The sequence below is a fragment of the Nocardia jiangsuensis genome (assembly GCF_042650385.1).
GTDB classification, from domain to species: domain Bacteria; phylum Actinomycetota; class Actinomycetes; order Mycobacteriales; family Mycobacteriaceae; genus Nocardia; species Nocardia jiangsuensis.
This window is the reverse complement of record NZ_JBHSAX010000011.1, coordinates 42,636-68,487: the sequence shown is the minus strand read 5'-3', so window position 1 is coordinate 68,487 and position 25,852 is coordinate 42,636. Positions and strand designations below refer to the sequence as shown.

Below are 25,852 nucleotides of genomic sequence, written 5' to 3'. Positions count from 1 at the left end.
GCGCGCCCGGTCAACCGGGGGTGCGGGGCGATACCGGGTTCACCGCGCCGGCCGGTGCCCGTAGTCACTGTAACGTGTTGCAGTTTCTCGGCCCGCTCCGACGGGTTGCCCTCGGTATGCCGGACCCTGGGTGGCGGCTCGCCCCAACGCCGCAGGTGGCGGCGGCGATGATGCCCGCGCCGCCGTTTCGGCATAGCATCGCAGGAATGCGCCACGATCGCCTGCCCGACGGTTTCGGGGTGCGGATCGATCCGCGGGTGCGCGCGTTCTCGGGGGGCCGGATCCTGATCGGCGGGTCGCCCGCCCGGCTGCTCCGGCTCGCGCCGGAGGCCGCCGCGATGATCGGCGACGGGTACCTGGAGGTCACCGATCAGCGCTCGGCCACGGTGGCGCGGCGGCTGCTCGACTCGGGGGTCGGCAATCCGCGCCCGCGGCTGCTGCCGTCGCCGGAGCAGGTGACGGTGGTGGTGCCGCTGCGCGACAATGCCGCGGGGCTCGACCGGTTGCTGGCCGGGATCTCCGAGCATCACCGGGTGATCGTGGTGGACGACGGCTCGGCCGAGCCGGTGCGCGACCCGGAGCGGCGGGCGCCGGTCACGGTGCTGCGGCACGACCGGGCGCTCGGCCCGTCGGCCGCGCGCAATGCCGGGTTGCGCGCTGCGACGACCGACTACGTGGCGTTCCTGGACAGCGACGTGGTCCCGCGCACCGGATGGCTCGAGGTCATGCTCGGGCACCTCAGCGACCCCGAGGTGGCGCTGGTGGCGCCGCGCATCGTCGCGCTCGACCCGCGCGCCAACGCCCTCGCTCGCTACGAGCATTCGCGTTCGTCGCTGGACCTGGGGCGGCGCGAGGCGGCGGTGCGCTCGAACACCGTGGTCAGCTACGTGCCGAGCGCGGCGCTGCTGGTGCGCAGGCAGGCGCTGCTGGACGCGGGCGGCTTCGACGAGGACATGCGGGTCGCGGAGGACGTCGACCTGTGCTGGCGGCTGGAGCGCGCCGGCTGGCGGCTGCGGTACGAGCCGGCCGCCAGGGTGGCGCACGACCACCGGGTGACCTTCCGCTCCTGGTTCGCGCGCAGGCGGTACTACGGCACCGGCGCCGCCCCGCTGGCGGAGCGGCACGCGGAGCTGGTCTCCCCGCTCACGCTGCCCGCCTGGACCCTGCTCGCCGCCGTGCTCTTCGGCACCGGCACCAGGCTCGGCGCCGCGGGCGGGATCGGCACGCTCTTCGCGGCCGGGCTGCGGCTGCGGCGGGCGCTCACCGGGCTGGACAATCCGAACCGGATCGCCGCCATCTACGTCACCAGGGGCTTCGCCGCCGGGCTGTGGCGGATCGCCTCCGCGGTGTGCAGGCACTACTGGCCGGTGACGCTGCTCGCGGTGCTGGCCTCGCGCCGGATCCGGCGGGTGGCGCTGCTGCTCGCGGTCGGCGAGGGGCTGGTGGACTGGTACACGCACTACCAGCGCGACGGCCTCGACCCGGTGCGCTACCTGGGCTTCAAGCGGCTGGACGACATCGCCTACGGCTCCGGCCTCTGGCTCGGCGCGTACCGGGCCCGCAGCGCGGCCGCGCTCACCCCGGTGCTCCGCTTCCGGATGGGCTGAGCCGTGCGGCCGGAGCCGGACACGCTGGTCGTCGGCGCCGGTACCGCCGGCTGCGTGGTCGCCGCCCGGCTGAGCGCCGACGCCGCGCACGCCGTGCTCGTCCTGGAGGCGGGCCCGGTCTGGGCGACCCCAGCGCAGGCCCCGCCCGGCCTGCTCGACGCCGCGACCCTGCCGCTCGACCCCGCCGCGCCGTGGCTGCGGCACTACCCCGCCGTGCTCGGGTACGCCGACGGCGCCCCCGTCGCGGCCACCCTGGTCCGCGGCGCGGTGCTCGGCGGCTCCGGAGCGGTCAACGGGGCCTACTTCATCCGCCCGCCCGCGGCCGACCTCGCCGCCTGGTCCGCGCAGGTCGGCGCTGCCACCTGGAGCGCCGCCGCGCTGGCCCCGACCTTCGCGGCGATCGAACACGACCTCGACTTCGGCGCCGCGCCCTGGCACGGCACCGACGGCCCGATCCCGGTGCGCCGCCCCGCCGCGCCGGACGACCCCTTCACCGCCGCCGCGCTGGCCGCGGGCTTCCCGGCGGTGCCGGACTGGAACGCCCCGGACGCCCCGGCCACCGGCGTCGGTCCGGTGCCATGCTCGCTGGACGGCACGCTGCGCGCCGACACCGGCTCCCGCTATCTGCTGCCCGCGCTGCACGGGCCGAACCTCACGCTGCGCGGCGAAACCCCGGTCACCGGGCTGCTCGTCGAGCACGGCCGGGTCGCCGGGGTGCGCACGGAGACCGAGACCATCCGTGCGGGCCGGGTGGTGCTCTGCGCGGGCGCCATCGAATCGGCGACGCTGCTGCTGCGCTCCGGTATCGGCCCGCCGGACGAGCTGCGCGCCGCCGGGATCGAGCCGGTGCTGGCGGCGCCGGTCGGGCAGCACTGCGCCGACCACCCGGAGATCGGGCTCGACTACCGCGCGACGGGCAACCGCCCCGGCGCGGTGGCGCTGGAGACCGTGCTGGAGCTGGACGGCGTCGAGGTGCGGCCGTACGCGCTGGAGTTCGCGCCAGGGGTGCGCCGGATCGGGGTCGCGCTCATGCGCCCGGCTACCACCGGAGTGCTCCGGTTGCGCGCCGCCGACCCCCGCGTGCCGCCTGTGATCGAACACAACCACCTGGCCGCCGCCACCGATCGGCTGGCCGTGCTCGACGGCCTCGGTATCGCGGCCGAACTGCTGTCCGGGATGGCGGGCGCGGAGCTCTCGGCGCAGCCGCCCGCGGCGGCCGGGCTGCCCGCGGTTCTCACCACTTCGCAACATCTGGCCGGCTCCTGTCGCATGGGGGGGCAGGATGACAACCATGCGGTGGTGGACCGGATGGGACGGCTGCACGGCCTGGACGACCTGTGGATCGCGGACCTGTCGATCGTGCCGGTCCCGCTGTCCCGCGGGCCGCAGGCGATGGTCGTCGCACTCGCCGAGCTGATCGCGCGCGGCATGCGCGGATAATCTGAAGGACTAATAGGTCACAATTTCTCCGCCTCGGTTCCCGTTGTGAGGTGAAGGACAAAGGAGCCATCCGCCCCGCCGAGAACCTACGCGCCGGTACAGTTTGGGGGGGAAAGAAAGGCTAATGGTCAGCAATCTTGCGGGTGGGCGGCCTCGAGGGCAGCAAGAAGACGCCGCTACCCGACCGCGCGAAGGTATGACGGCGGCCCCTGCTGCGGAGCACGGCTCCGAGCTCGGTGCGCTGGAGGCCTATGCCGCGCAGGCCCACGGGTACCTCGGCGCGGGTGGCGAGCAGCTGTCGCAGCTCGCCGGTCTGTTGCGCCCCCTCGTGCTGGAATCGTGGTTGCGGAGCGTGCGCGGGGGGATCGATCCGCTCGACCCGGTGGACGGTCGCGGGCTGCGCGGCGCCGATCTGCAGCGCTACCGGGACGCGCACCCGATCGCCGTGCTGATGCCGCTCATCGACAAGCTCCTCGTGCAGGACGCCGCGCGCGGCGGGCTCATCGTCGTGGTCGCCGACCAGTTCGGCCGGGTGCTCACCGTGCACGGCAACGAGGATCTGGTGAGCGCGGTCGCCGAGATCGGGTTGCGCGCCGGTGACGACCTGAGCGAGCGCCGGGTCGGCACCGGCGCCGTCGGGCTCGTCGTCCGCACCGGCCGCGCGGCCTGGGTCCACGGCCCCGAGCACTTCCTGCATCGCATGCACCAGCTCACCGGCGCGGCTGCCCCCGTGCACGCGCCGGACGGCAGGCTGGTCGGGGTGCTGATGATCGCCGGTGGCGTCCGGGTGGCGCGGCCGGAGATCCTCGCCCTGGTCAAGGCCGCGGCCACGGCGGCCGAGATGGACCTGGTGCTGCGCGCCATGCGGGCCGAGCGGCACGGCTCCCCCGACGATCCGGCCGCCCCGCCGATCGGCAGGCTCGCGCTCGACGTGCTCGGCCTCGGCCAGCCGCAGCTCTCCACGCCGACCGGCCGGGTGCTGCTCTCCCAGCGCCACGCCGAGATCCTGCTGCTGCTCACCGAGCACCCCGAGGGGCTCGGCGCGGACCACCTCGCGCTGCTGCTCGACGACACCGACCTGGACAACGGCACCATCAGGGCCGCCATGTCCCGGCTGCGCGCGGTCGTCGGCCCCGCCGTCTTCGGCTCCCGGCCGTACCGGCTGCGCACCCACGTGGCTACCGACGTCGAAGCGCTGCGCGCCGCGCTCGACTCCGGCGACGTCGAGGCCGCGCTCCGGCTCTACGCCGGGCCGGTGCTGCCGCGCTCGAACGCCCCCGGGATCCTCGACATCCGCGACGAACTGCGGGTGCGGCTGCGCGCGGCGGTGCTGAACTCCGGTGACTCCGCCGTGCTGCGCCGGTGGACCGCCGGCCCCGAGGGGCGGGACGACGCCGACGCCTGGGTGGCATATCGCGCCACCGTCGATCGCGAATCTCCGCTGTATGCGCAGATAGAGGCCAAGATCCGGGTTCTCGATCGCAAGCTCGGCGCCGATGCAACGCGGATGCAACGTTTCGCCCCATAGTCTCGGCCGGCGTCGGTGCCACAGGTCACATTCAGCCGCTGAATGTGGTCCGGGACACTTTCGTGCCCGGATTGTCCGGGCCCCCCGGCAACTTCTGGACAATCGCCCAGGTTTTTTGGATGAAAAAGTTCCGTTTTTTTAACGCAGGACATAGTGTCCAATGCGCGGACCCGATCCGTGTGAGGTAGGCAACAGGTCGCGGTGACGACACCCGCGGCGCGATGGTGAGGAGTCAGGACAGCTGAACCGGCCCCGGCGGGCGGACACCGCCGGGGACCGGTGGCCACCGGGGGCCGGTGGCCACCGCTTCGTTCACATTCGAGGATCCGCGCGAGCCCGTCAGGGTATTTCGCGCAGTCAACACCCCGCGGCAGCGCAGGTCTCTTTGTGCTGCCCGGAAACCGTTCGGCGACAACGGAATCGGATAGCTTGGAGGCTCTGGTGCAGGGTGCGGAGACGGGTGGGGCCGGCGTGCGGAACGACGGCGGAACCCAGGGCACCGAACCGTTCGCGCTCGCCCCGGCGCAGCTGGGTGTCTGGTACGCCCAGCTGCTGGAGCCCGAGGTCCCGATCAATGTCGCCCAGTACGTCGACGTGGCGGGCGAGCTCGATCCGGAGCTGCTGCAGGAGGCCACGCGGGTCGCCGCCGCGGAGTACGAATCGGCGCTGGTCCGGATCGGCGAGCGCGACGGGGTGCCGTTCCAGGTCGTCGATCCCACCCTGAACGTCGACATCCCCGTCGTCGACCTGCGCGGGCAGGCCGACCCGGTCGCCGCCGGACACGCCTGGATGCGGGCCGACGCGGCCCGCCCGGTCGACCTGCTCGCCGACCGGCTCTTCGCCGGCGCCGCGCTGCGGGTCGGCGAGCGGCGCTGGTTCTGGTACATGCGGGTGCATCACATCGTGCTCGACGGATTCGGCGCGCTCGCCAGCGCCACCCGGATCGCCGAGCTGTACACCGCGCGGGTCTCCGGCACCGAACCCGCGCCCGCGCGGCCGGGAGCGCTGACCGAACTCGCCGACGCCGAGCTGCGCTACCGGGAGAGCAGCCGCTTCGTCGCCGACCGGGAGCACTGGGCCGCGCGGGTCACCGGGCTCGACGAGGCGACCAGCCTGGCCGGGCGTACCGCCCCGCGATCGGCGAGCAACCTCATCGCCGGCGCGGTGCTGCCGGAGTGGCTCACCGAGCGGCTGACCGCGCTCGCCGCCGCGCACGATTCCACGCTCGCCGTCGTGCTGCTGGCCGGCTTCGCCTGCTACCTGGGCAGGCTCACCGACCGCGACCAGGTGGTGCTGAGCCTGCCGGTGACCGCGCGGACCACCGCGGTGATGCGCCGCTCGGGCGGCATGCTCTCCAACGTGGTCCCGCTCCGGCTCCGGGTGGACGGCACCTGGGGTGAGCTGCTGCGCGACACCAGGGTCGAGGTCACGGGGGCGCTGCGGCACCAGCGCTTCCGGCACGAGGACATCCGCGGCGCCGCCGAGCGCGAGGGGGCGCCCGCGCGCCGCGCGCTCTTCGGGCCGCTCGCCAACATCATGCTCTTCGGCACCGATCTGACGCTCGGCTCGACCACCGGCCGCAACCACGTGGTCTCCACCGGCGCGGTGGAGGACCTGAGCCTGAACGTGTACTACGGCGATCGGGACCTGGTGCACGTCGATCTGGAGGCGAACCCGAACCTCTACACGCCGGAGGAGGTCTCCCGGCACCACGCGCGGTTCGCCGGGTTCCTGGAGCGGCTGGCCGCGGTGGCGCCGGAGGAGCGGCTGGAGGTCGTTCCGGTCGCCACCGAGCTGGAGCTGGAGGTGAGCACGCGGATCTGGAACGAGACCGGGTTCGCGGTGCCGGAGGCCACGCTGCCGGAGCTGTTCCTGGCGCAGGTGGAGCGGACTCCCGACGCCGTCGCGGTGCGCGCGGCCGACGGTGCCGCGCTGAGCTACCGCGAGCTCGCCGAGCGCGGTGCGCGGCTGGCGCGGGCACTGGTGGCGCGCGGGGCCGGTCCGGAGACGGTGGTGGCCGTGCACCTGCGGCGGTCGCCGGAGCTGGTGGTGGCGCTGTACGGGATCCAGGCGGCGGGGGCGGCGTACCTGCCGCTCGACCCGGATCACCCGGCCGAGCGGACCGCGCACATCCTGCGCACCGCCGCGCCCGCGTGCGTGCTCACGACGGGTGCCTGCCCGCTGCCGTCGCCCGCGCTGCCCGTGGTGGCGCTGCCGGCGGACGGCGCGCTGACGCCGCCCGCCGCCGATGCGCCGGGTTCCGCTGCCGTGGCTGCCGCCGCGGCGGCGGCGATCCCGGTGCTCGACCTGGCCGAGACCATCGCCTCCGCTCCCGAGCGCACCGCGCTACCCGCGGTGCGGCCGGAGAACCCGGCCTACGTGCTGTTCACCTCCGGCTCCACCGGGCTGCCGAAGGGCGTGACGGTGCCGCACTCGGCCATCGTCAACCGGCTGGTGTGGATGCAGGAGCAGTACCGGCTCACCCCGGACGACGTCGTCCTGCAGAAGACCCCGGCCACCTTCGACGTCTCGGTGTGGGAGTTCTTCTGGCCGCTCCAGGTCGGGGCCACCCTCGTCCTCGCCGGGCCGGACGGGCACCGCGACCCGGCGCACCTGCACGCGGTGATCGCGGCGCACGGCGTGACCGTCGCGCACTTCGTGCCGTCCGTGCTCGACGCCTTCCTCGGGTACCGGGACTTCCCGGCGCGCAGCACCCTGCGGCAGGTCTTCGCCTCCGGCGAGGCGCTCCCCGCCGCCACCGCGCAGCGGCTCAGGCAGCGCACCGGGGCCAGGCTGCACAACCTCTACGGTCCAACGGAGGCGGCGGTCGACGTCACCTTCCACGAGGTGACCGACAACGACTCCCGCTCGGTACCGATCGGTGCTCCGGTGTTCAACACCCGGTTGCACGTGCTCGATTCACGGCTGCGGCCGGTACCGGTCGGGGCTCCGGGCGAGCTGTATCTGTCGGGGGTACAGCTCGCCCGCGGGTACATCGCCAGGCCCGGGCTGACCGCGGCCCGCTTCGTGGCCGACCCGTTCGGCGGGCCGGACGGTATCGCCGACCCGGGCACCCGGCTCTACCGCACCGGCGACCTGGTGCGCTGGACCGCCACCGGCGAGCTGGAGTATCTGGGCCGCACCGACTTCCAGGTCAAGCTGCGCGGGCTGCGGATCGAGCTCGGCGAGATCGAGGCGGTGCTGGAGGCGGTGCCCGGCGTTGCCCGCGCGGTCGTGCTGGTGCGCGACGACGCGGGGGCGGGCGAGCAGCTCGTCGCCTACGCGGTGCCGGCCGGAGCGGCCCCGATCGAGCTCGGGCAACTCCGCGCCGCGGCGCTCGCCGCGCTGCCGTCGTACATGGTCCCCGCGGCTTTCGTGGTCCTCGACGCGCTTCCGGTGACGGCGTCGGGCAAACTGGATCGGTCGGCGCTGCCCGCGCCGGTCCGCACCGCGGCGGTGCACACCGCGCCCGTCGGCCCGATCGAGGAGATCGTGGCCGGGGTCTTCGCGGAGGTGCTCGGCTGCGCGCGGGTCGGGCGCGACGACGACTTCTTCACCCTCGGCGGGAACAGCCTCGCGGCCACCCAGGTGGCCGCCAGGCTCTCCGCCGACCTGGACTGCCTGCTCGGGGTCCGCGACCTGTTCACCGCGACGACGGTGCGTGGGCTCGCGGAGCTCGTCGAGCGGGCGGGCGGATCCGGCGGCGCGCCCGGTGTCGCGCAGCTGCGGGCGCGGCAACGGCCGCCGCTGGTTCCGTTGTCCCCCGCGCAGCGGCGCATCTGGTTCCTGAACCGGTTCGAGCTCGGCGGCGCGGGGTACAACATGCCCTTCGCGCTGCGGCTCACCGGCACGGTCGAGCCGGACGCGCTGCGTGCGGCGGTGACCGACCTGGTCACCAGGCACGAGGTGCTGCGCACCGTCTTCCCGGCCGCCGAGGAGCCGTCGCCCGCCCACCAGCTGGTGCTCGACCCGGCGCCCATGCTCGGCGCGCCGGTGCCGGTGACCGCCGGCGAACTGGACGGCAGGCTCGCCGCGGCGGCCGCTGCCGGCTTCGACCTGACCCGCGAGATCCCCTTCCGGGCAACACTCTTCGCCGTCGACGACGGCTCCTTCGCGCTGCTCGTCGTACTGCACCACATCGCCGCCGACGGCCTCTCGCTGCGGGTGCTCGCCCGCGACCTCGCGCTCGCCTACAGCGCTCGGCTGACCGGCGCCGCGCCCGCCGCGCCGCCGCTCGCGGTGCAGTACGCCGACTACAGCCTCTGGCAGCACGAACTCGACCGCAGCGGGCAGCTGGCCTACTGGACCGACCGGCTCGCCGGGCTGCCCGACTCGCTCGCGCTGCCCACCGACCGCCCGCGCCCCGCCATCGCCTCCGGTCGCGGCGGCACGCACCGGCTGCCGGTCTCCGCCGGGCTGGCCGCCGCCATCGGCGAATTCGCCGCGGCGCACGGGGTCTCCACCTTCATGGTGTGGCACGCCGCGCTCGCCGTGCTGCTCGCCAGGTTCGCCGATGCCGACGACATCGCTATCGGCACCCCGGTCGCCGGGCGCGGCCATCGCGCCCTGGACGACCTGGTCGGCATGTTCGTGAACACCCTGGTGCTGCGCACCGCGGTCGACCCGGCGATGTCCTTCGCCGAGCTGCTCGGCACGGTGCGCGAAACCGACCTCGCCGCCTTCGGCCACGCCGACGTGCCGTTCGAGCAGCTCGTCGAGGTCATCGACCCGCCGCGGTCGCAGGCGCGGCACCCGCTCTTCCAGGTGCTGCTCGCCTTCGACAACGCGACGGCAATCACACTGGAACTGCCCGGCGCGCAGGTGCGCGCCAGTACCCTGGACACCGGAGTCACCAAATTCGACCTCCAGCTCACGATCTCGGCGAGCCGGAGGGAGCGCCCGGTCGGTGCCGAGCTCGGGGAAGGTTCGGCACCGGCCGAGGTAGCAGCCGAAATCTCGTACGCGACGGAGCTCTTCGACCGCGCGACGATCGAGGGGCTGGCCGGGGCGCTGGTCATGCTGCTGCGCGCGGTGCTCGCCGACCCGGCGGTTCCCGTCGGCGACCTGCCGGTGCTCGACACCGCCGAGCGCAGCCGGATCGCCGCGCTCGGCACCGCTCCCGCGCTCGCCGCCCCCGCCACCGTGCTGGCGCCGCTCGCCGCGCAGGCGCTGCGCACCCCGGGTGCCCCCGCCGTCACCGATGGCGCGCGCACCCTGAGCTACGCGGATTTCGCCGCCGAGACCGCCCGGCTGGCCCGCGCGCTGATCGCGGCCGGGGTCGGGCCGGAGACCAGGGTGGTGCTCGGCATGCGCCGCTCGCTGGAGTTCGTGCTCGCCGCGCACGCCGTGCTGGCGGCCGGTGGCGCGTATGTCCCGGTGGATCCGGATCAGCCTGCCGCGCGGCTGGCCACGGTGCTCGCCGAAGCCGCGCCGATCTGCGTGCTGACCAGGACAGCCGACGGGTGGGCCGGGCCGGGCGAGCTGTCGGTGCCGACCGAGGACGGTGGCCGGGGGACGCCGAGGGAACTGCCGGTGCTCATCGTCGACGACCCCGAGCACGCCGCCTACACCGACACCCCGGTGACCGACGCCGACCGGCTGCGGCCGCTGCGGCCGGAGCACGCCGCGTACCTGATCTTCACCTCCGGCTCCACCGGGCGGCCCAAGGGCGTCACCGTGACGCACGCCGGGCTGGCCGCGCAGATCGCCTGGATCGCCGCCGAGTACGGGCTGGACGCCGCCGACACCGTGCTCTTCAAGACCCCCGCCACCTTCGACGTCTCGGTGTGGGAGCTCTTCGCGCCGCTCACCAGGGGTGCGCGCGTGGTGGTCGCGGCGCACGACGGGCACCGGGACACCGGGTACCTGGCCGCCGTCATCGCCGAGCACGGCATCACCGCGACCTCGTTCGTTCCCTCCATGCTCACCGCCTTCGCCGAGGCGGCCCCGGCCGGGACGCTCGGCTCGCTGCGGCTGGTGCTGGTCGCCGGCGAGGCCATGACCGGCGCCGCGGCCGCCGCCTTCGGCGCGGTGAGCAGCGCCGCGCTGCACAACCTCTACGGCCCCACCGAGTTCACCGTGCACGCCACCTTCGCGCCGGTGCCCGCCGCCGCGACCGGGCCGGTGCCGATCGGACGCCCGGTACCGGGCAGCACCGCGCTGGTGCTGGACCGGCGGCTGCGCCCGGTGCCGGACAACGTGGTCGGCGAGCTGTATCTGAGCGGCGCCCAGCTGGCCCGCGGCTACCACGGCCGGGCCGCGCTCACCGCGGAGCGGTTCGTCGCCGGCCCCGCGGGGGCACGGCTCTACCGGACCGGCGACCTGGTGCGGCGCAACCGCTCCGGCGAGCTGGAGTACCTCGGCCGCGCCGACTTCCAGGTGAAGCTGCGCGGGCAGCGGCTGGAGCTGGGCGAGGTCGAGGCCGCGCTGGCCGCGCAGCCCGAGGTGCGCGCGGCCGCCGCAGGGGTGTACCCGCATGCCGCCGGTGAGCTGCTGGTCGCCTGGGTGGTGCCCGCGGTCCCCGACCCCGCCGCGGTGCTGGAGCAGCGGCTGCGCGAGCTGCTTCCCTCGTACATGGTGCCCGGCGCCTTCGTCCTGCTGGACGCGCTCCCGCTCTCCGCGGCGGGCAAGCTCGACCGGCGCGCGCTGCCGGAGCCGGAGCTCACCGTCGCCGCCTTCCGCGCCCCGGAGACCGCGGTCGAGCGCACCGTGGCCGCGGTCTTCGGCGAGGTGCTCGGGCTGGAGCGGGTCGGGCTGGACGACGACCTCTTCGCGCTCGGCGGCAACTCGCTGGTCGCGACCAGGATCGCGGCCCGGCTCGCGGCCCGGCTCGACCTCGACGTCCCGGTGCGCGCGCTCTTCGACCTGCCGACGGTCGGTGCGCTGGCCCGCGGGCTGGCCGAGCGCGGCGCGGTGCGGCGGCTGCCCGCCCCCGTCGCCGTGGTGCGGCCGGAGCCGCTGCCGCTCTCCTACGCGCAGCAGCGGCTGTGGTTCCTGGACCGATTCGACAGCGAGTCGGTGGCCAACACCCTGGTCGCCGCCTTCCGGCTGGACGGAGAGCTGGACGAGGCCGCGCTGCGCGCCGCCGTCGGCGACCTGCTGGCCAGGCACGAGGCGCTGCGCACCCGCTACCCGGCGGTGGACGGGGTCGGCTGCCAGCAGATCCTGCCGCCGGACCCGGCGCGGGTGCCGGTGACGGTCGAGCAGGTGGAGAGCGCCGCGGTCCGGCGGCGGGTGCGGGCGCTGGCCGCCGAGCCGTTCGCGCTCGACCGCGAGGCGCCGGTGCGGTTCGCGGTGCTGCGGGTCGGCGTGCAGCGGTCGGTGCTGGTCGTCGCGCTGCACCACATCGCGGCGGACGGCTGGTCCATCACGCCGCTCACCCGGGATCTGTTGCAGGCGTATGCCGCCCGGGTCGGCGGTGGCGAGCCGGGGTTCACCCCGCTGCCGCTGCAGTACGCCGACTTCACGGTCTGGCAGCACACCGTGCTCGGCAGCGCCGACGACCCGGAATCGCCGCTCGCCGAGCAGCTCCGGTTCTGGCGCGGCGAGCTCGCCGGGCTCCCGGACGAGCTCGGGCTGCGCACCGACCGGCCGCGGCCCGCGGTCGCCTCCGGTCGCGGTGCCAGGCACTCCTTCACCGTGGACGCGGCGACAGCGGGCGCGCTGCGCGAGCTCGCCGCGGCCGCCGGGACCACGCTCTTCATGGCGCTGCAGGCGGCCTTCGCCGCGCTGCTCGGCCGGCTCACCGGCACCACCGACATCGCGCTCGGCACACCGGTGGCGGGGCGTACCGACGCGGCGCTGGACGACGTGGTCGGCATGTTCGTGAACACCCTGGTGCTGCGCACCGCGGTGGACCCGGCGGCGGGTTTCACCGCCCTGCTCGCGGCGGTGCGCGACGGTGACCTGCGCGCCTTCGCGCACGCCGACATCCCGTTCGAGCGGCTGGTCGAGGCGCTGAGCCCGGAGCGCTCCAGCGCCAGGCACCCGCTCTTCCAGGTCATGCTCGACCTGCGCCAGGAGCCGCCCGCCGTGCCTGCGCTGCCCGGGCTCGCGGTCGAGCCGCTCGAGATCGACACGGCCACGGCCAAGTTCGACCTCCAGCTGACGGTCACCGAGCGGGCTGACGGCCCGCTGCCCGCCGTGCTCGAGTACGCCACCGATCTGTTCGACGAGGGGACGGTCGGCGCCCTCGCTTCGCGGCTGACCCTGCTGCTGCGCGCCCTGGTCGCCGAGCCGGAGCGGGCGGTCGGCGAGCTGCCGCTGCTCACCGCGGGCGAGGCGGAGCGGGTGCTGCGCACCTGGAACGACACGGATTTCCCGGTGGATCCGGAGGCCACCCTGGTCTCGATGTTCGAGGCGCAGGCGGCGGCTACGCCGGATGCGCCAGCGGTCACCTTCGAGGGCGAGACGCTGAGTTACGCGGAGTTCGCGGGGCGGGTGCGCCGGACGGCTCGGGCGCTGGTCGCGCACGGGGCCGGGCCCGAGGTCGTGGTCGGGGTCGCGCTGCCACGCGGGGTCGACCTGGTGGTCGCGCTGTACGCGGTGCTCGCGGCGGGCGGGGCGTACCTGCCGATCGATCCGGAGCATCCGGCGGAGCGGATCGCCGATGTGCTGGGGACGGCGCGGGCGAAGTTCGTGCTCACCCGGGGCGGGTCGCCCTTCGATTCGCGCGGCACGCGCCTGCTCGACCTGGGCTCGCTCGAACTCGGGTCGTACTCGGACGCACCGCTCGGCGGGGTCGGGCTGCGGGCGGCGAATGCCGCGTACGTCATCTTCACCTCCGGTTCGACCGGGCGGCCCAAGGGTGTCGCGGTGTCGCACGGGGCGATCGTGAACCGCCTGGTGTGGATGCAGGAGGAGTACGGGCTCGACCGGTTCGACGTGGTGCTGCAGAAGACGCCCGCGACCTTCGACGTGTCGGTGTGGGAGTTCTTCTGGCCGCTGCAGACCGGGGCGCGGTTGGTGATCGCCAGGCCGGACGGGCACCGCGACCCCGCCTACCTGGCCGAGGTGATCGTGGCCGAGCAGGTGACGACGGTGCACTTCGTGCCGTCGATGCTCGCGGTCTTCGTGGCCGAGGATCGGCTCGGGGACTTCTCCGACCTGCGCAACGTGTTCTCCTCCGGCGAGGTGCTGCCCGCGCCGGTGGCGCGGAGGCTGCTCGATTCGACCAGTGCCTGGCTGCACAACCTGTACGGGCCGACCGAGGCCGCGGTGGATGTGACGTACCACGAGGTCACCGAGGCGGACACGGCCGCTGTTCCGATCGGTTCGCCGGTCTTCAATACCCGGGTGTACGTGCTGGACGCGCGGCTGCGGCCGGTGCCGGTCGGCGTGCCGGGCGAGCTGTACCTGGCGGGCGCGCAGCTGGCGCGGGGGTACGTCGGCCGGGGCGAGCTGACGGCGGAGCGGTTCGTCGCCGACCCGTTCGGCGGGCCGGGGGCGCGGATGTACCGCACCGGTGATCTGGCCGCCTGGCGCGGCGACGGTGCGCTGGAGTACCTCGGGCGCACGGATTTCCAGGTCAAGCTGCGCGGGCAGCGGATCGAGCTGGGTGAGATCGAGGCGGTGCTGCGGGCGGACGCCGCGGTGGCGCAGGCCGCCGTGCTGCTGCGCGGGGAGCACCTGGTGGCGTACGCGGTGCCGGGCCGGGACGGGCACCTCGACCCGGTCGCGGTGCGGGCCTCGGTCGCCGAGCGACTACCGGCCGCGCTGGTTCCGGCCGCCGTCGTGGTGCTGGACGCGCTGCCGCTCAGCGGGTCGGGGAAGTTGGATCGGCGGGCGCTGCCCGACCCGGAGTTCGGCGGGGCCACCGGATACCGCGCGCCGCGCGGGGTGGCGGAGGAGGCGGCCGCGGCTGCCTTCGCCGAGGTGCTCGGGGTGGGGCCGGTCGGGGCGGACGACGACTTCTTCGCGCTCGGCGGGAACTCGCTGAGCGCCACGCGGGTCGTGGCCCGGCTCGGGGCCGCGCTCGACGCGACGCTGCCGGTGCGGATGCTCTTCGAGGCGCCGACCGTCGCGGGGCTGGCCGCGCGGGCTGCCCGGCATCGCGGGGAGGGGGCGCGGCCGCCGGTGATCCGGGTCGCGCGGCCGGGGCGGATTCCGCTGACCGCGGCACAGCGGCGCATGTGGTTCGTGAACCGGTACCTCGACGGGGCGGACACGCTCAATACCGTGCCGCTGGCGCTGCACCTGCGCGGTGTCGTCGATCGGGGGGCGCTGGAGGCGGCGCTCGGGGATGTGGTTGCGCGGCACGAGGTGCTGCGGACCGTCTATCCGGATGGGCCGGATGGGCCGGAGCAGCGGGTGGCGCCGGATGCGCGGGTCGCGCTGCGGGTCGTGCGCGGGGCGGACTCCGGGATCTCGGCTCTGGTCGCCGCGGCGGCGTTCGATCTGACCACCGATCTGCCGGTGCGGGCGGCGCTGGTGCAGACCGCGCCGGACGAGCACGTCCTGCTGGTGATCGTGCACCACATCGCGTGTGACGGGTTCTCGCTCGCACCGCTGGCCGCCGACCTGACCAGCGCCTACGCGGCGAGGGCGGCCGGGAGGGAGCCGGGGCTGGCGCCGCTGCCGGTGCAGTACGCCGACTACGCGCTCTGGCAGGAGGCGCAGCGGGCGCATCCGGAGACCGAGCGGCAGCTCACCTACTGGCAGCAGCGGCTGGCCGCGCTGCCCGAGCGGCTCGAGCTGCCCGCGGACCGGCCCCGGCCCGCCGCCGCCTCGCACCGGGGTGCGGCGCATCACCTGTACATCGACTCCGACCTGCACGGCGAGCTCGGTGAGCTGGCCCGGAAGCGGGAGAGCACGCTCTTCGGGACCGTGCACGCGGCACTGGCCGTACTGCTCGCCCGGCTCTCCGGGAGCGCCGATGTCGCCGTCGGCACGCCGGTGGCCGGTCGCGGGGATGCCGCGCTCGATCCCATGGTCGGCATGTTCGTGAACACCCTGGTGCTGCGGAGCACGGTCGATGTGCGCGACCGGTTCGAGGCGGTGCTCGACGCCGTGCGCACCGGCGACCTGGACGATCTCTCCCGGCCGGACGCCGCCTTCGAGGAGCTGGTGGAGCGGCTGGCTCCGGCGCGGACCGCGGATCGGCATCCGCTCTTCCAGGTGGCGCTGAGCTTCCAGAACTTCACGCCGCCGGTGCTCGAGTTGCCCGGGCTGACCGTCGCCCCGTACCCGATCGCGCCCGCGGTGGCGAAGTTCGATCTGCAGTTCACCGTGGTCGAGGCCTACGACGCGGATGGTCGTGCGGGTGGCATGGATATCGAGATCGTCTACGCCACCGATCTCTTCGACGCCGCGACCGTGCAGGTGCTCGGGCGGCGGTTCGCGCAGGTGCTGGCGGCGGTGGCGGCGGATCCGACCGTTGTGGTCGGGGACATCCAGTTGCTCAGTGCCGAGGAGCAGGAGCTCGCGCTGCGCGCGTGGGCTGTCTCCGCCCCGGTCGCCGAGGTCGCGAGCGATACGCTCGTCTCCCGGTTCGCGGGGGCGGCTCGTTCGTCGGGCGACGCGGTGGCCGTGCGGCACGGTTCGTCGGAATTGAGTTTCGGGGAGTTGGCGGCGCGGGCGCGGCAGCTCGCCCGGCGGTTGATCGCCGCCGGGGCGGGGCCGGAGACGCTGGTCGCGGTGGCGCTTCCGCGTTCGGCGGAGCTGATCGTCGCGCTGCTCGCGGTTCTCGAAGCAGGTGCCGCCTATCTCCCGGTCGATCCCGGGTACCCCGCTGATCGCATCGCCTATGTCCTCGACGATGCCGCCCCCATCTGCGCTGTCACTGCGCCGGACGCGGGGCTCGCCGCGGACTGGTTCGCCGGGCCGGTCCTCGATGTCACCGGCACCCTGCTGTCCGGCGCCGACCGGGCCGGCACCGGGCCGATCACCGACGCGGAGCGGCGGGCGCCGCTGCGCCCGGAACATCCGGCCTACGTCATCTACACCTCAGGGTCGACCGGCAGGCCCAAGGGCGTCGTCGTTCCGCATCGGGCGGTGCTGCGGCTCCTCGACAACACCCGGGACCTGTTCGACTTCGGGCCGTCCGACGTGTGGACGATGTTCCACTCGTACGCCTTCGACTTCTCGGTCTGGGAGATCTGGGGTGCGCTCCTGCACGGTGGGCGCGTCGTTGTGGTCGACCATTTCGTGGCCCGCTCTCCGCAGCAGTTCCGCGAGCTGTTGCGCGCCGAGGGTGTGACGGTGCTGAACCAGACCCCGTCCGCCTTCTACCAGCTGATCGCCGCCGACCTGGCCGAACCGCAGGAGCCGAACGCCCTGCGCACGGTCATCTTCGGTGGTGAGGCGCTGGAGCCGTCGCGGCTGCGCGAGTGGCAGGGGCGGTATCCGGAGCAGCCCGCGCTGGTGAACATGTACGGCATCACCGAGACGACGGTGCATGTGACGCATCGCGTCGTCGAGCCGGGGGCGACCGGTGTGATCGGCAGCGCCGTGCCCGGGTTGACCGTGCGGCTGCTCGACGAGCGGCTGCGGCCGGTGCCCGCCGGGGTGCCGGGGGAGATCTACGTCTCCGGCCTGCAGCTCTCGCGCGGGTATCTGAACCGGGGCGGGCTCACCGCGAGCCGCTTCGTCGCCGACCCGTACGCGGGTGACGGAACCCGGGCGTACCGCTCCGGTGATCTGGCGCGGTGGACCGCCACCGGGGATCTGGAGTACCTCGGGCGGGCGGACCAGCAGGTCAACCTGCGCGGGTTCCGGATCGAGCTCGGGGAGATCGAGGCGCAGCTGGTGCGCGCACCCGGGGTGCGCGAGGCGGCGGTGATCGTGCGGCACGACCTGGCCGACGAGGGTGCCGTTGTCGGTTACGTCGTGCCGGACCTCGCCCGCGACGCCGCGCTGGATCTGGTCGCGATCCGGCAGGCGCTGGCGGCGGTGCTTCCGGAGCACATGGTCCCGGTGGCGCTGGTCGAGGTCGAGCGGATTCCGCTGACGGTCAACGGGAAGCTGGATCGGGCGGCGCTGCCCGCACCGGTGTTCGAGGCGGCCGGGTACCGGGCGCCGAGCGGGCACGCGGAGGAGATCGTGGCCGCGGTGTATGCCGAGGTGCTCGGGGTGGAGCGGGTCGGCGCGGACGACGACTTCTTCGCGCTCGGCGGCAGCTCGCTGCTGGCCGCCAGGGTGGCGGCCAGGATCGGGGCCGCGCTGGACCGGACGGTCGGGGTGCGCACGCTCTTCGAGGCGCCGCGCGTCGCCGAGCTCGCGCGGGCGGTCATGGCCGGTGCCGAGGAGCGGCGGCCCGCGCTCGCGGCGGGGGAGCGCCCCGCGCGGATTCCGCTCTCGCCCGCGCAGCAGCGCATGTGGTTCCTGAACCGCTTCGGCACCGCAGCGACCGCCTACAACATCCCGTTCGCGCTCCGGCTCACCGGCGAGCTCGACACCGAGGCGCTGGCCGCCGCCATCGCCGATGTGCTCGCCAGGCACGAGGCGCTGCGCACCCGGTACCCGGTGGTCGACGGCGCGCCGGTGCAGGAGATCCTCCCGGTGGGTGATGTCGTCCGGAAATCTCTGCACCCGGTGCGGAGTTCTGCGGACGAGGTACCCGGCCGGATCGCCACCCTGGCCGCCACCACCTTCGACGTCACCGCCGAGGTCCCGCTTCGGCTCCGGCTCCTCCGGCTCGGCGAACGCGAGCACGTGCTCGCCGCGGTCCTGCACCACATCGCCGCGGACGGCTCCTCGCTGGCGCCCTTCACCCGCGACCTGATGACCGCCTATGCCGCGCGGACCGCGGGCACCGCACCCGCCTTCGCGCCGCTCCCGGTGCAGTACGCGGACTACGCGCTGTGGCAGCACGCGCTGCTCGGCGCCGACGCCGATCCGGAATCGCTCGCTGCCGAACAGCTCTCGTTCTGGAGCGCCACCCTGGCCGGGCTGCCCGACCAGCTCGCCCTGCCCACCGACCATCCGCGCCCGCCCCGCCAGAGCCTGCGCGGCGCCCGCGTCGCCGTCGAGCTGGACGCCGCGGCGCACGCGGCGCTGACCGCGCTCGGCCGCGGCCGCGGCGCCACCCTGTTCATGGTGGTGCACGCTGCCTTCGCCGCGCTGCTCGCGCGGCTCTCCGGCACCACCGACATCGCCGTCGGCTCGCCGATCGCCGGCCGCGGCGCCGCCGAGCTCGACGACGTCATCGGCATGTTCGTGAACACCCTGGTGCTGCGCACCGAGGTGCGCGGCGCGGAGAGCTTCACCGCGCTGCTCGACCGCACCAGGCGGGCCGACGTCGCGGCGCTCAGCCACGCCGACGTCCCGTTCGAGCGGCTGGTCGAGGTGCTGAATCCGGCTCGTTCGACCGCGCGGCACCCGCTCTTCCAGGTCGGCTACTCGTTCCAGAACCACGAGCGCGGGGCGCTGGAGTTGCCCGGTCTCGCGGTCGAGCCGGTGCGGTTCGAGGACGGTGTCGCCCAGTTCGACCTGCACCTGTTCGTGCAGGACCACTACGCCGCCGACGGCACCTCCGCCGGACTCGAACTGACCCTCGGCTACGCCACCGACCTCTTCGAGCCCGCCACCGCCGACGCCATCGCCGCCCGCCTCGTCCGGGTACTGCACCGCGTAGCCGCCGACCCGGCGCACCCCGTCGGCGACCTCGATCTGCTCGACGCCCGCGAGCGCGCCGCCCTCCTCGCCCCGACCCCGCACACCCCCCTCGCCCCCGCCACCCTGGACGACCTCTTCACCGCCCAGGTGGCCCGCACCCCCGACGCCCCCGCCCTGCTGGACGCCGTCGCGGGCACCACCCTCCGCTACCGCGAACTCGACGCCAGGGTCACCCACCTGGCCCGCACCCTCCTGTCGCACGGCGTAGGCCCCGAACGCACCGTCGCGCTCGCCATGCGCCGCTCCCCCGAACTCGTCATCGCCATGTACGCGGTAGCCCGAGCCGGTGGCGCCTACGTCCCCATCGACCCCGACCACCCCGCCGACCGAATCGCCCACATCCTCGAAACCGCCGCCCCGCTCTGCGTCCTCACCGCCACCGACGGTCCCTCGATCGCCACCGACCGCCCGACGCTGGTGGTCGACGGTGCCGAGCTCGATGCCGCCGGAACCGGCACCGCACCGATCACCGACGCGGAACGCCGGGAACCCCTCCGTCCGGAGCACCCCGCCTACCTCATCTTCACCTCCGGCTCCACCGGCGTACCCAAGGGCGTAGCGATCCCGCACGCCGCCGCCGTCAACCAGATCAGCTGGCTCGCAGACCGATTCGAGCTCGGAGCGAACGACGCGACCCTGCTGAAGACCCCGGCGACCTTCGACCTCTCGGTCTGGGAGTTCTGGTCCCACCTCAGCACCGGCGGCAAACTGGTGGTAACCGAACCCGGCACCGAACGCGACCCGCACCACCTGCGCGAACTGTCCGAGAACTTCGGCATCACCACCCTGTACGCCGTCCCCTCCCTGCTCGGCATGCTCCTGGAGACCGGCCTCCCCCGAACCCTGCGCCGAGTACTCGCCATCGGCGAGGCCCTGCCCCCGGCAACCGCATCGGCTCTGCGCCGCGAGAACCCCGACGTATCCCTGTGGAACCTGTACGGCCCCACAGAAGCCGCGGTCTCGATCACCGCCCACGAGGTGACCGACACCCCCGTCCACACGGTCCCGATCGGGACGCCCTGCTGGAACAGCGGCATCCGCGTACTCGACCCCCGCCTGCACCCGGTCCCACCCGGCGTCCCCGGCGAGCTGTACCTCACCGGCGCCCAGCTGGCCCGCGGCTACCAGCACGACCCCGCCCGCACGGCAGACCGCTTCGTCGCCGACCCCTACTCCACCGGCACCCGCATGTACCGCACCGGCGACATCGTCAGACGCCGCCCCGACGGGGCCGTCGAGTACCTGGAGCGCGCCGACTTCCAGGTGCAGATCGGCGGCTTCCGCATCGAACTCGGCGAGCTCGAGAGCGCCCTGCTCCGCCACCCCGCCGTGACCGGCGCCGTCGCCGTGGCCAGGGCGAGCGCGGGCGGCGCACGGCTCGTCGGCTACGTCGCCGCGCCCGTGGCGGACACCGCCGCACTCGCGACCGAGCTCCGCACCGCCCTGCGCGCGGAACTCCCGGCCTACATGGTCCCCGCGACCATCGTCGTCCTCCCGACCCTCCCGCTCACCGGCAACGGCAAGGTCGACCGCGCCCGCCTCCCGGACCCGGAGTTCACCGAACCCACCGGCCGCGCCCCCTCCGGCCTCGCCGAACACCTCGTCGCGACCACGTTCGCCGAGGTCACCGGCGCCTCGGCGGTCACGGCGGAGACCGACTTCTTCGCTCTGGGCGGCACCTCCCTGCTCGCCACCCGCCTCGCCGCGCGGCTCGGCACGGCCCTGCGCGCGCAGGTGCCGGTGGCGGCGGTCTTCGAAGCGCCGACGGTGGCCGCGCTCGCCGCGAAACTCCCGGAGTTCGGTACCCCGCGCCCGCCCCTGACCGCGCGCGGGAGCGACGCCCCCGTCCCGCTGGCCCCGGCCCAGCACCGCATGTGGGTGCTGAACCAGCTGACCACCACCTCCGACGCCTACAACATCCCGCTGGCGCTCCGCCTCACCGGCGAGCTCGACGTCACCGCGCTGAGCACCGCCCTCGCCGCCGTCGTCCGCAGGCACGAACCGCTGCGCACCCGCTACCCGGACACCCCCGACGGCCCGATCCAGGAGATCCTGCCCGCCCCCGCCGCCGAACCGCTGCCCATCCGGACGGTCACCGACTACGAGACCGCCATCGCCGATTTCGTCCGCGAAGGCTTCGACGTGACGACCGCCCCTCCGGTCCGCGCGACCCTGCTCCGCGCGGGCGAGCGGGACTGGGTCCTCGCGGTGGTGCTGCACCACATCGCCGCCGACGGCTACTCGGCGGTGCCGCTCGCCACCGACCTGGTCCGCGCCTACACCGCCGCCGCGGCGGGGCAGCACCCGGAGCTCCCCGCCCCCGCGGTCACCTTCGCCGACTACACCGCCTGGCAGCACACCCTGCTCGATACCGTCGCCGCCGACCAGCTCGCCTGGTGGGGCACGGAACTCGCCGGCGCCCCCGAGGTGCTCGCGCTGCCCGCCGACCGGCAGCGCCCGGCCCGCCGGGACGGCCGCGGCGCCACCGTCAGCACCACCGTCGACCCGCAGCGCACCGCCGAGCTGCGCCGCGCCGCCGTCGAGCAGCGCGGCACCCTGTTCACGGTGCTGCACACCGCGCTCGCGGTGCTGCTCGGCAAGCTCACCGGCAGCGCGGACCTCACCATCGGCACCCCGGTGGCGGGGCGGGGCACGGCCGAACTGGACGGGCTGGTCGGCATGTTCGTGAACACCGTCGTGCTGCGCAGCGAGCTGGACCCGCGCGGCACCGTCGCGGAGCTGCTCACCGCGGTCCGCCGCCGCGAGCTGGCCGCCTTCGCGCACGCCGACATCCCCTTCGACCGGGTGGTCGACGGGCTCGGGCGCACCCGCTCGGCCGCCTACGGGCCGCTCTTCCAGGTCATGCTCACCGTGCAGGACAACCCGCCCGGCCCGCTGCCGCTGCCCGGCCTCACCGTCGAGCCGCTCGACCTCGACCTCGGTGACGCCAAGGCGGACCTGCACCTCACCGTGCTCGAACAGCGGGACGGCGGGCTCGAGCTGCGCTTCGGCTACGCCACCGACCTGTTCGACGAGCGCACGGTCCGCGCCATCGCCGAGCGCTTCGCCCTGGTCTGCGCCGCCATCGCAGGCGACCCGGACACCACCGTCCGCGCCATCGACATCCGCACCGCCGCGGAACGCACCCCCCGCCCCAGCTACGCCGCGCACCCAGCCTCCGGCGCCCCGGATCAGGACCCGGCCGCCCGCGCCGCGGATCAATCACCACGCCCTGCCGGGCACACCCTGGCCGACCTGCCGTCCCTGGTCGCCCGCGCAGCCGAAACAGCGCCGGAAGCTACCGCTTTCGCGCACAACGAGCACTCCGTCAGCTACGCCCAGCTGCACGCGAAGCTGACGGCAGTCGGCAAGGCGATGGGCACCGTCGCCAAACCCGAGGCCCTGGTGAACGTCGCCCTGGCCGGGCTGATCCCCGGCCTGCTCGCCGCGCTCGGTCCCGCCCTCCCCGCCGCACTGCAGACCCTGCTCGCCGACGCCGCCGCCCAGGTTTCCGATCCGGAAGGAACTCGCCGATGACCCACGTCGATTCGGTCCCGAGCACAGCGCGCACGGCGGGGGAGCGCGGGTACGGCATCGACGACCTGCCCGGGCTGATCGACGCGGTGGCCGCGGCACAGCCGGAGCGACCCGCGCTGCGGCACGGCGCGAGCACGGTGAGCTACGCCGAGCTCGCCGGTGAGCTGGCCGAACTCGGCGCGGCGCTGGGCGACGGGCTCGGCCCGGACACGCTCATCTCGGTGGTGGTCTCGGGCAGGCTGCCCGAGCTGCTCGAGGGCGACGGCGCGCTCGGCGCGGTGCTCACCGCGCTGCTGGACGACGCCGTGCTGGTGGCGGAGCAGGAGCTGCCCGCCGCCTGTGCGCCGGTGGAGACGCTGGTCACCGAGTTCGCCGCGCAGGTCGAGCGGACGCCGGACGCGGTCGCGGTCGAGTTCGGCGCCGAGGTGCTGACCTACGCCGAGTTCGATGCCAGGGTGCGGCGGCTGGCCGGGCACCTGGTCGAGCTCGGGGTGGGCCCGGAGGCGCTGGTCGGGCTCGCCGCGCGGCGCTCGGTCGAGCTGCTGGTCGGCATGTACGCCATCCTGCGCGCGGGCGGCGCCTACGTCCCCATCGACCCCGATCACCCCGCCGACCGCATCGCCCACATCCTGGACACCGCCCGCCCCCTCCTCGTCCTCACCACCACCCCCGACCGCCCCCACCTGGACACCCCCGTGCCGGTTCTCGCCGTCGACGAGTGGGAGCGCACCGCCCCCACGCTCGCCCCGGGGACCGGCGGCCGCGCCTCGGCCGAGCACACCGCGAACGCCGGCGCCGCCCCTGGCACCGGCGAGCACCGCTCCTCCGGCGACAACACCGCCTACGTGATCTTCACCTCCGGCTCGACCGGCCGCCCCAAGGGCGTCGCCGTCACGCACCGCGCGATCCTCGCGAACCTCCGCTGGCGCCAGCGCGTGTACCGCATGGAACCCGACGACGCCGTCATCCAGAAGACCCCCTTCACCTTCGACGTCTCCGTCTGGGAGCTCTTCTGGCCCCTGCAGGTCGGCGCCCGCCTGGTGATCGCCGCCCCCGACGGCCACCGCGACCCCGCCTACCTCGCCCGCTGCATCCGCGAGAACGCCGTCACCGTCGCGCACTTCGTCCCGTCGATGCTCGCCGTCTTCGTGGCCGAGCCGGAGGTGGAGCACGCCGCCGAACCCCTGCGCCTGGTCTTCGCCTCCGGCGAGGCGCTCCCCGCCGCGACCGCCGCCGCCTTCCGCAAGATCAGCGGCGCCACCCTGCACAACCTGTACGGCCCCACCGAGGCCGCGGTCGACGTCACCGCGCACGAGGTGACCGCGGACGACACCGCGAGCGTCCCGATCGGCGGCCCCGCCGACGACACCGAACTCCTCGTGCTCGACGACGCCCTGCGCCCGGTCCCGGACGGCGTGGTCGGCGAGCTGTACCTGGCAGGCGTGCAGCTGGCCCGCGGCTACGTCGGCCGCCCCGCGCTCACCGCGGAGCGCTTCGTCGCCGCGCCGGAGGGCCCGGCGGGCGAGCGCATGTACCGCACCGGCGACCTGGTGCGCAGGCTGCCCGCGCTGCCCGGCGCCAGGGCCGAGCTGGAGTACCTGGGCCGCACCGACTTCCAGGTCAAGCTGCGCGGCCTGCGGATCGAGCTCGGCGAGGTCGAGGCCGCGCTGCTGGCGCACGAGGGCGTCGCGCAGGCCGCCGTGCTGCTGCACCGCAGCGGCACCGGCGACCACCTGGTCGGCTACGCGGTGCCGCACCAGGGCCGCACCATCGACACCGCCGCCGTGCTGGCGGGCGCCCGCGACCGGCTGCCCGAGTACATGGTGCCGAGCCTGCTGATCGCACTGGACGCCATGCCGGTGAACGCCAACGGCAAGCTGGACCGCCGCGCCCTGCCCGAGCCCGAGTTCGGCAGCACCGAGACCGAGTACCGCGCCCCGGAGAACGAGGCCGAGGCCGCGGTGGCGCAGATCTTCGCCGAGCTGCTCGGCTCCGACCAGGTCGGCGCGGACGACGATTTCTTCGCGCTCGGCGGCAACTCGCTCATCGCCACCAGGGCCATCGCCAGGATCGGTGCTGAGCTGAACCGCTCGCTCGACATGCGCGACTTCTTCGAGCGCCCCACCCCCGCCGCGCTCGCCGCGCCGGCGAGCGCCCCGAGCACCCCGCGCCCGGCGCTCACCGCGGGCGCCCGCCCGCACCGGGTGCCGCTCTCCCCGGCGCAGCGGCGCATGTGGTTCCTGAACCGCCTCGGCGTCGAGCGCTCCGGCCCGGACGACATCGACACCGCCGCCGTCGACAACATCCCGGTGGCGCTGCGCATGCGCGGCAGGCTGGATGTGCCCGCGCTGGCCGCCGCCATCACCGACCTGGTGGCCAGGCACGAGGTGCTGCGCACGGTCTACCCGCAGACCGAGGCGGGGCCGGTGCAGGTGGTCCGCCCGGTGCACCCCGCCTTCGACCTGACCCCGTCCGAGGTGCCCGCGGACGACCTGGTCGAGGTGGTCGCGGCGATGGCGGGGCAGGGCTTCGACGTCGCCGAGGAGATCCCGGTCCGGGTGCGGCTGCTGCGCAGCGGCCCCGCCGACCACACCCTCGTGCTCGTGGTGCACCACATCGCGGCGGACGGCGTCTCCATGGGCCCGCTCATGCGGGATCTGGTGAGCGCCTACCGGGACCGGCGCAACGGCCTCGCCCCGCAGTGCCCGCCGCTGGCCGTGCAGTACGCCGACTACTCGCTGTGGCAGCAGCGGCTGCTCGGCGACGAGACCGACCCGGACTCCGCCGTCTCCCGCCAGCTCGGCTTCTGGCGCGCCGAACTGGACGAGGTCCCCGCGGAGCTCACGCTGCCCGCGGACCGCAAACGCCCCGCGGTCGCCTCCTACCGCGGCGCCACCCACGAGTTCACCGTCGACGCGCGGCTGCGGGCCGGGATCGAGGCGGTGGCCGCGGCCAACCGCGCGACCCCGTTCATGGTGGTGCACGCGGCGCTGGCCACCCTGCTGGCCCGGCTCTCCGGCGGCACCGACATCACCGTCGGGACGCCGGTGGCCGGCCGCGGCGAGCGGGTGCTCGACGACCTGGTCGGCATGTTCGTGAACACCCTCGTCCTGCGCACCGCGGTCGA

At 74.6% G+C, this 25,852-nt stretch carries 5 protein-coding genes (1 of these 5 running past the window's edge); all 5 read left to right on the top strand.

What is annotated here, in order from left to right:
* The first annotated feature begins 206 nt into the window (after positions 1-206).
* Positions 207-1,607, top strand: coding sequence for a mycofactocin biosynthesis glycosyltransferase MftF (mftF, locus tag ACFO0B_RS11530; protein ID WP_378612392.1), 1,401 nt, complete (start codon positions 207-209; stop codon positions 1,605-1,607).
* Between the two features lie 3 nt (positions 1,608-1,610).
* Positions 1,611-3,047 carry a mycofactocin dehydrogenase MftG gene (gene mftG, locus ACFO0B_RS11525; protein WP_378612391.1) on the top strand — a complete coding sequence of 479 codons (1,437 nt, stop codon included), beginning with the start codon at positions 1,611-1,613 and terminating at the stop codon, positions 3,045-3,047.
* Between the two features lie 196 nt (positions 3,048-3,243).
* Positions 3,244-4,575 (top strand): GAF domain-containing protein, encoded by a 1,332-nt coding sequence (locus tag ACFO0B_RS11520; protein ID WP_378612390.1) that lies wholly within the window; start codon positions 3,244-3,246, stop codon positions 4,573-4,575.
* Between the two features lie 471 nt (positions 4,576-5,046).
* Positions 5,047-22,725, top strand: coding sequence for a non-ribosomal peptide synthase/polyketide synthase (locus ACFO0B_RS11515; protein ID WP_378612389.1), 17,679 nt, complete (start codon positions 5,047-5,049; stop codon positions 22,723-22,725).
* Positions 22,722-25,852 carry the start of a non-ribosomal peptide synthase/polyketide synthase gene (locus tag ACFO0B_RS11510; protein ID WP_378612388.1) on the top strand. The gene runs 22,156 nt beyond the window's last position, so only the first 3,131 of its 25,287 coding nucleotides appear in the window; it begins with the start codon at positions 22,722-22,724; its stop codon lies beyond the right edge, outside the window. The genes ACFO0B_RS11515 and ACFO0B_RS11510 overlap by 4 nt, the downstream gene beginning before the upstream one ends.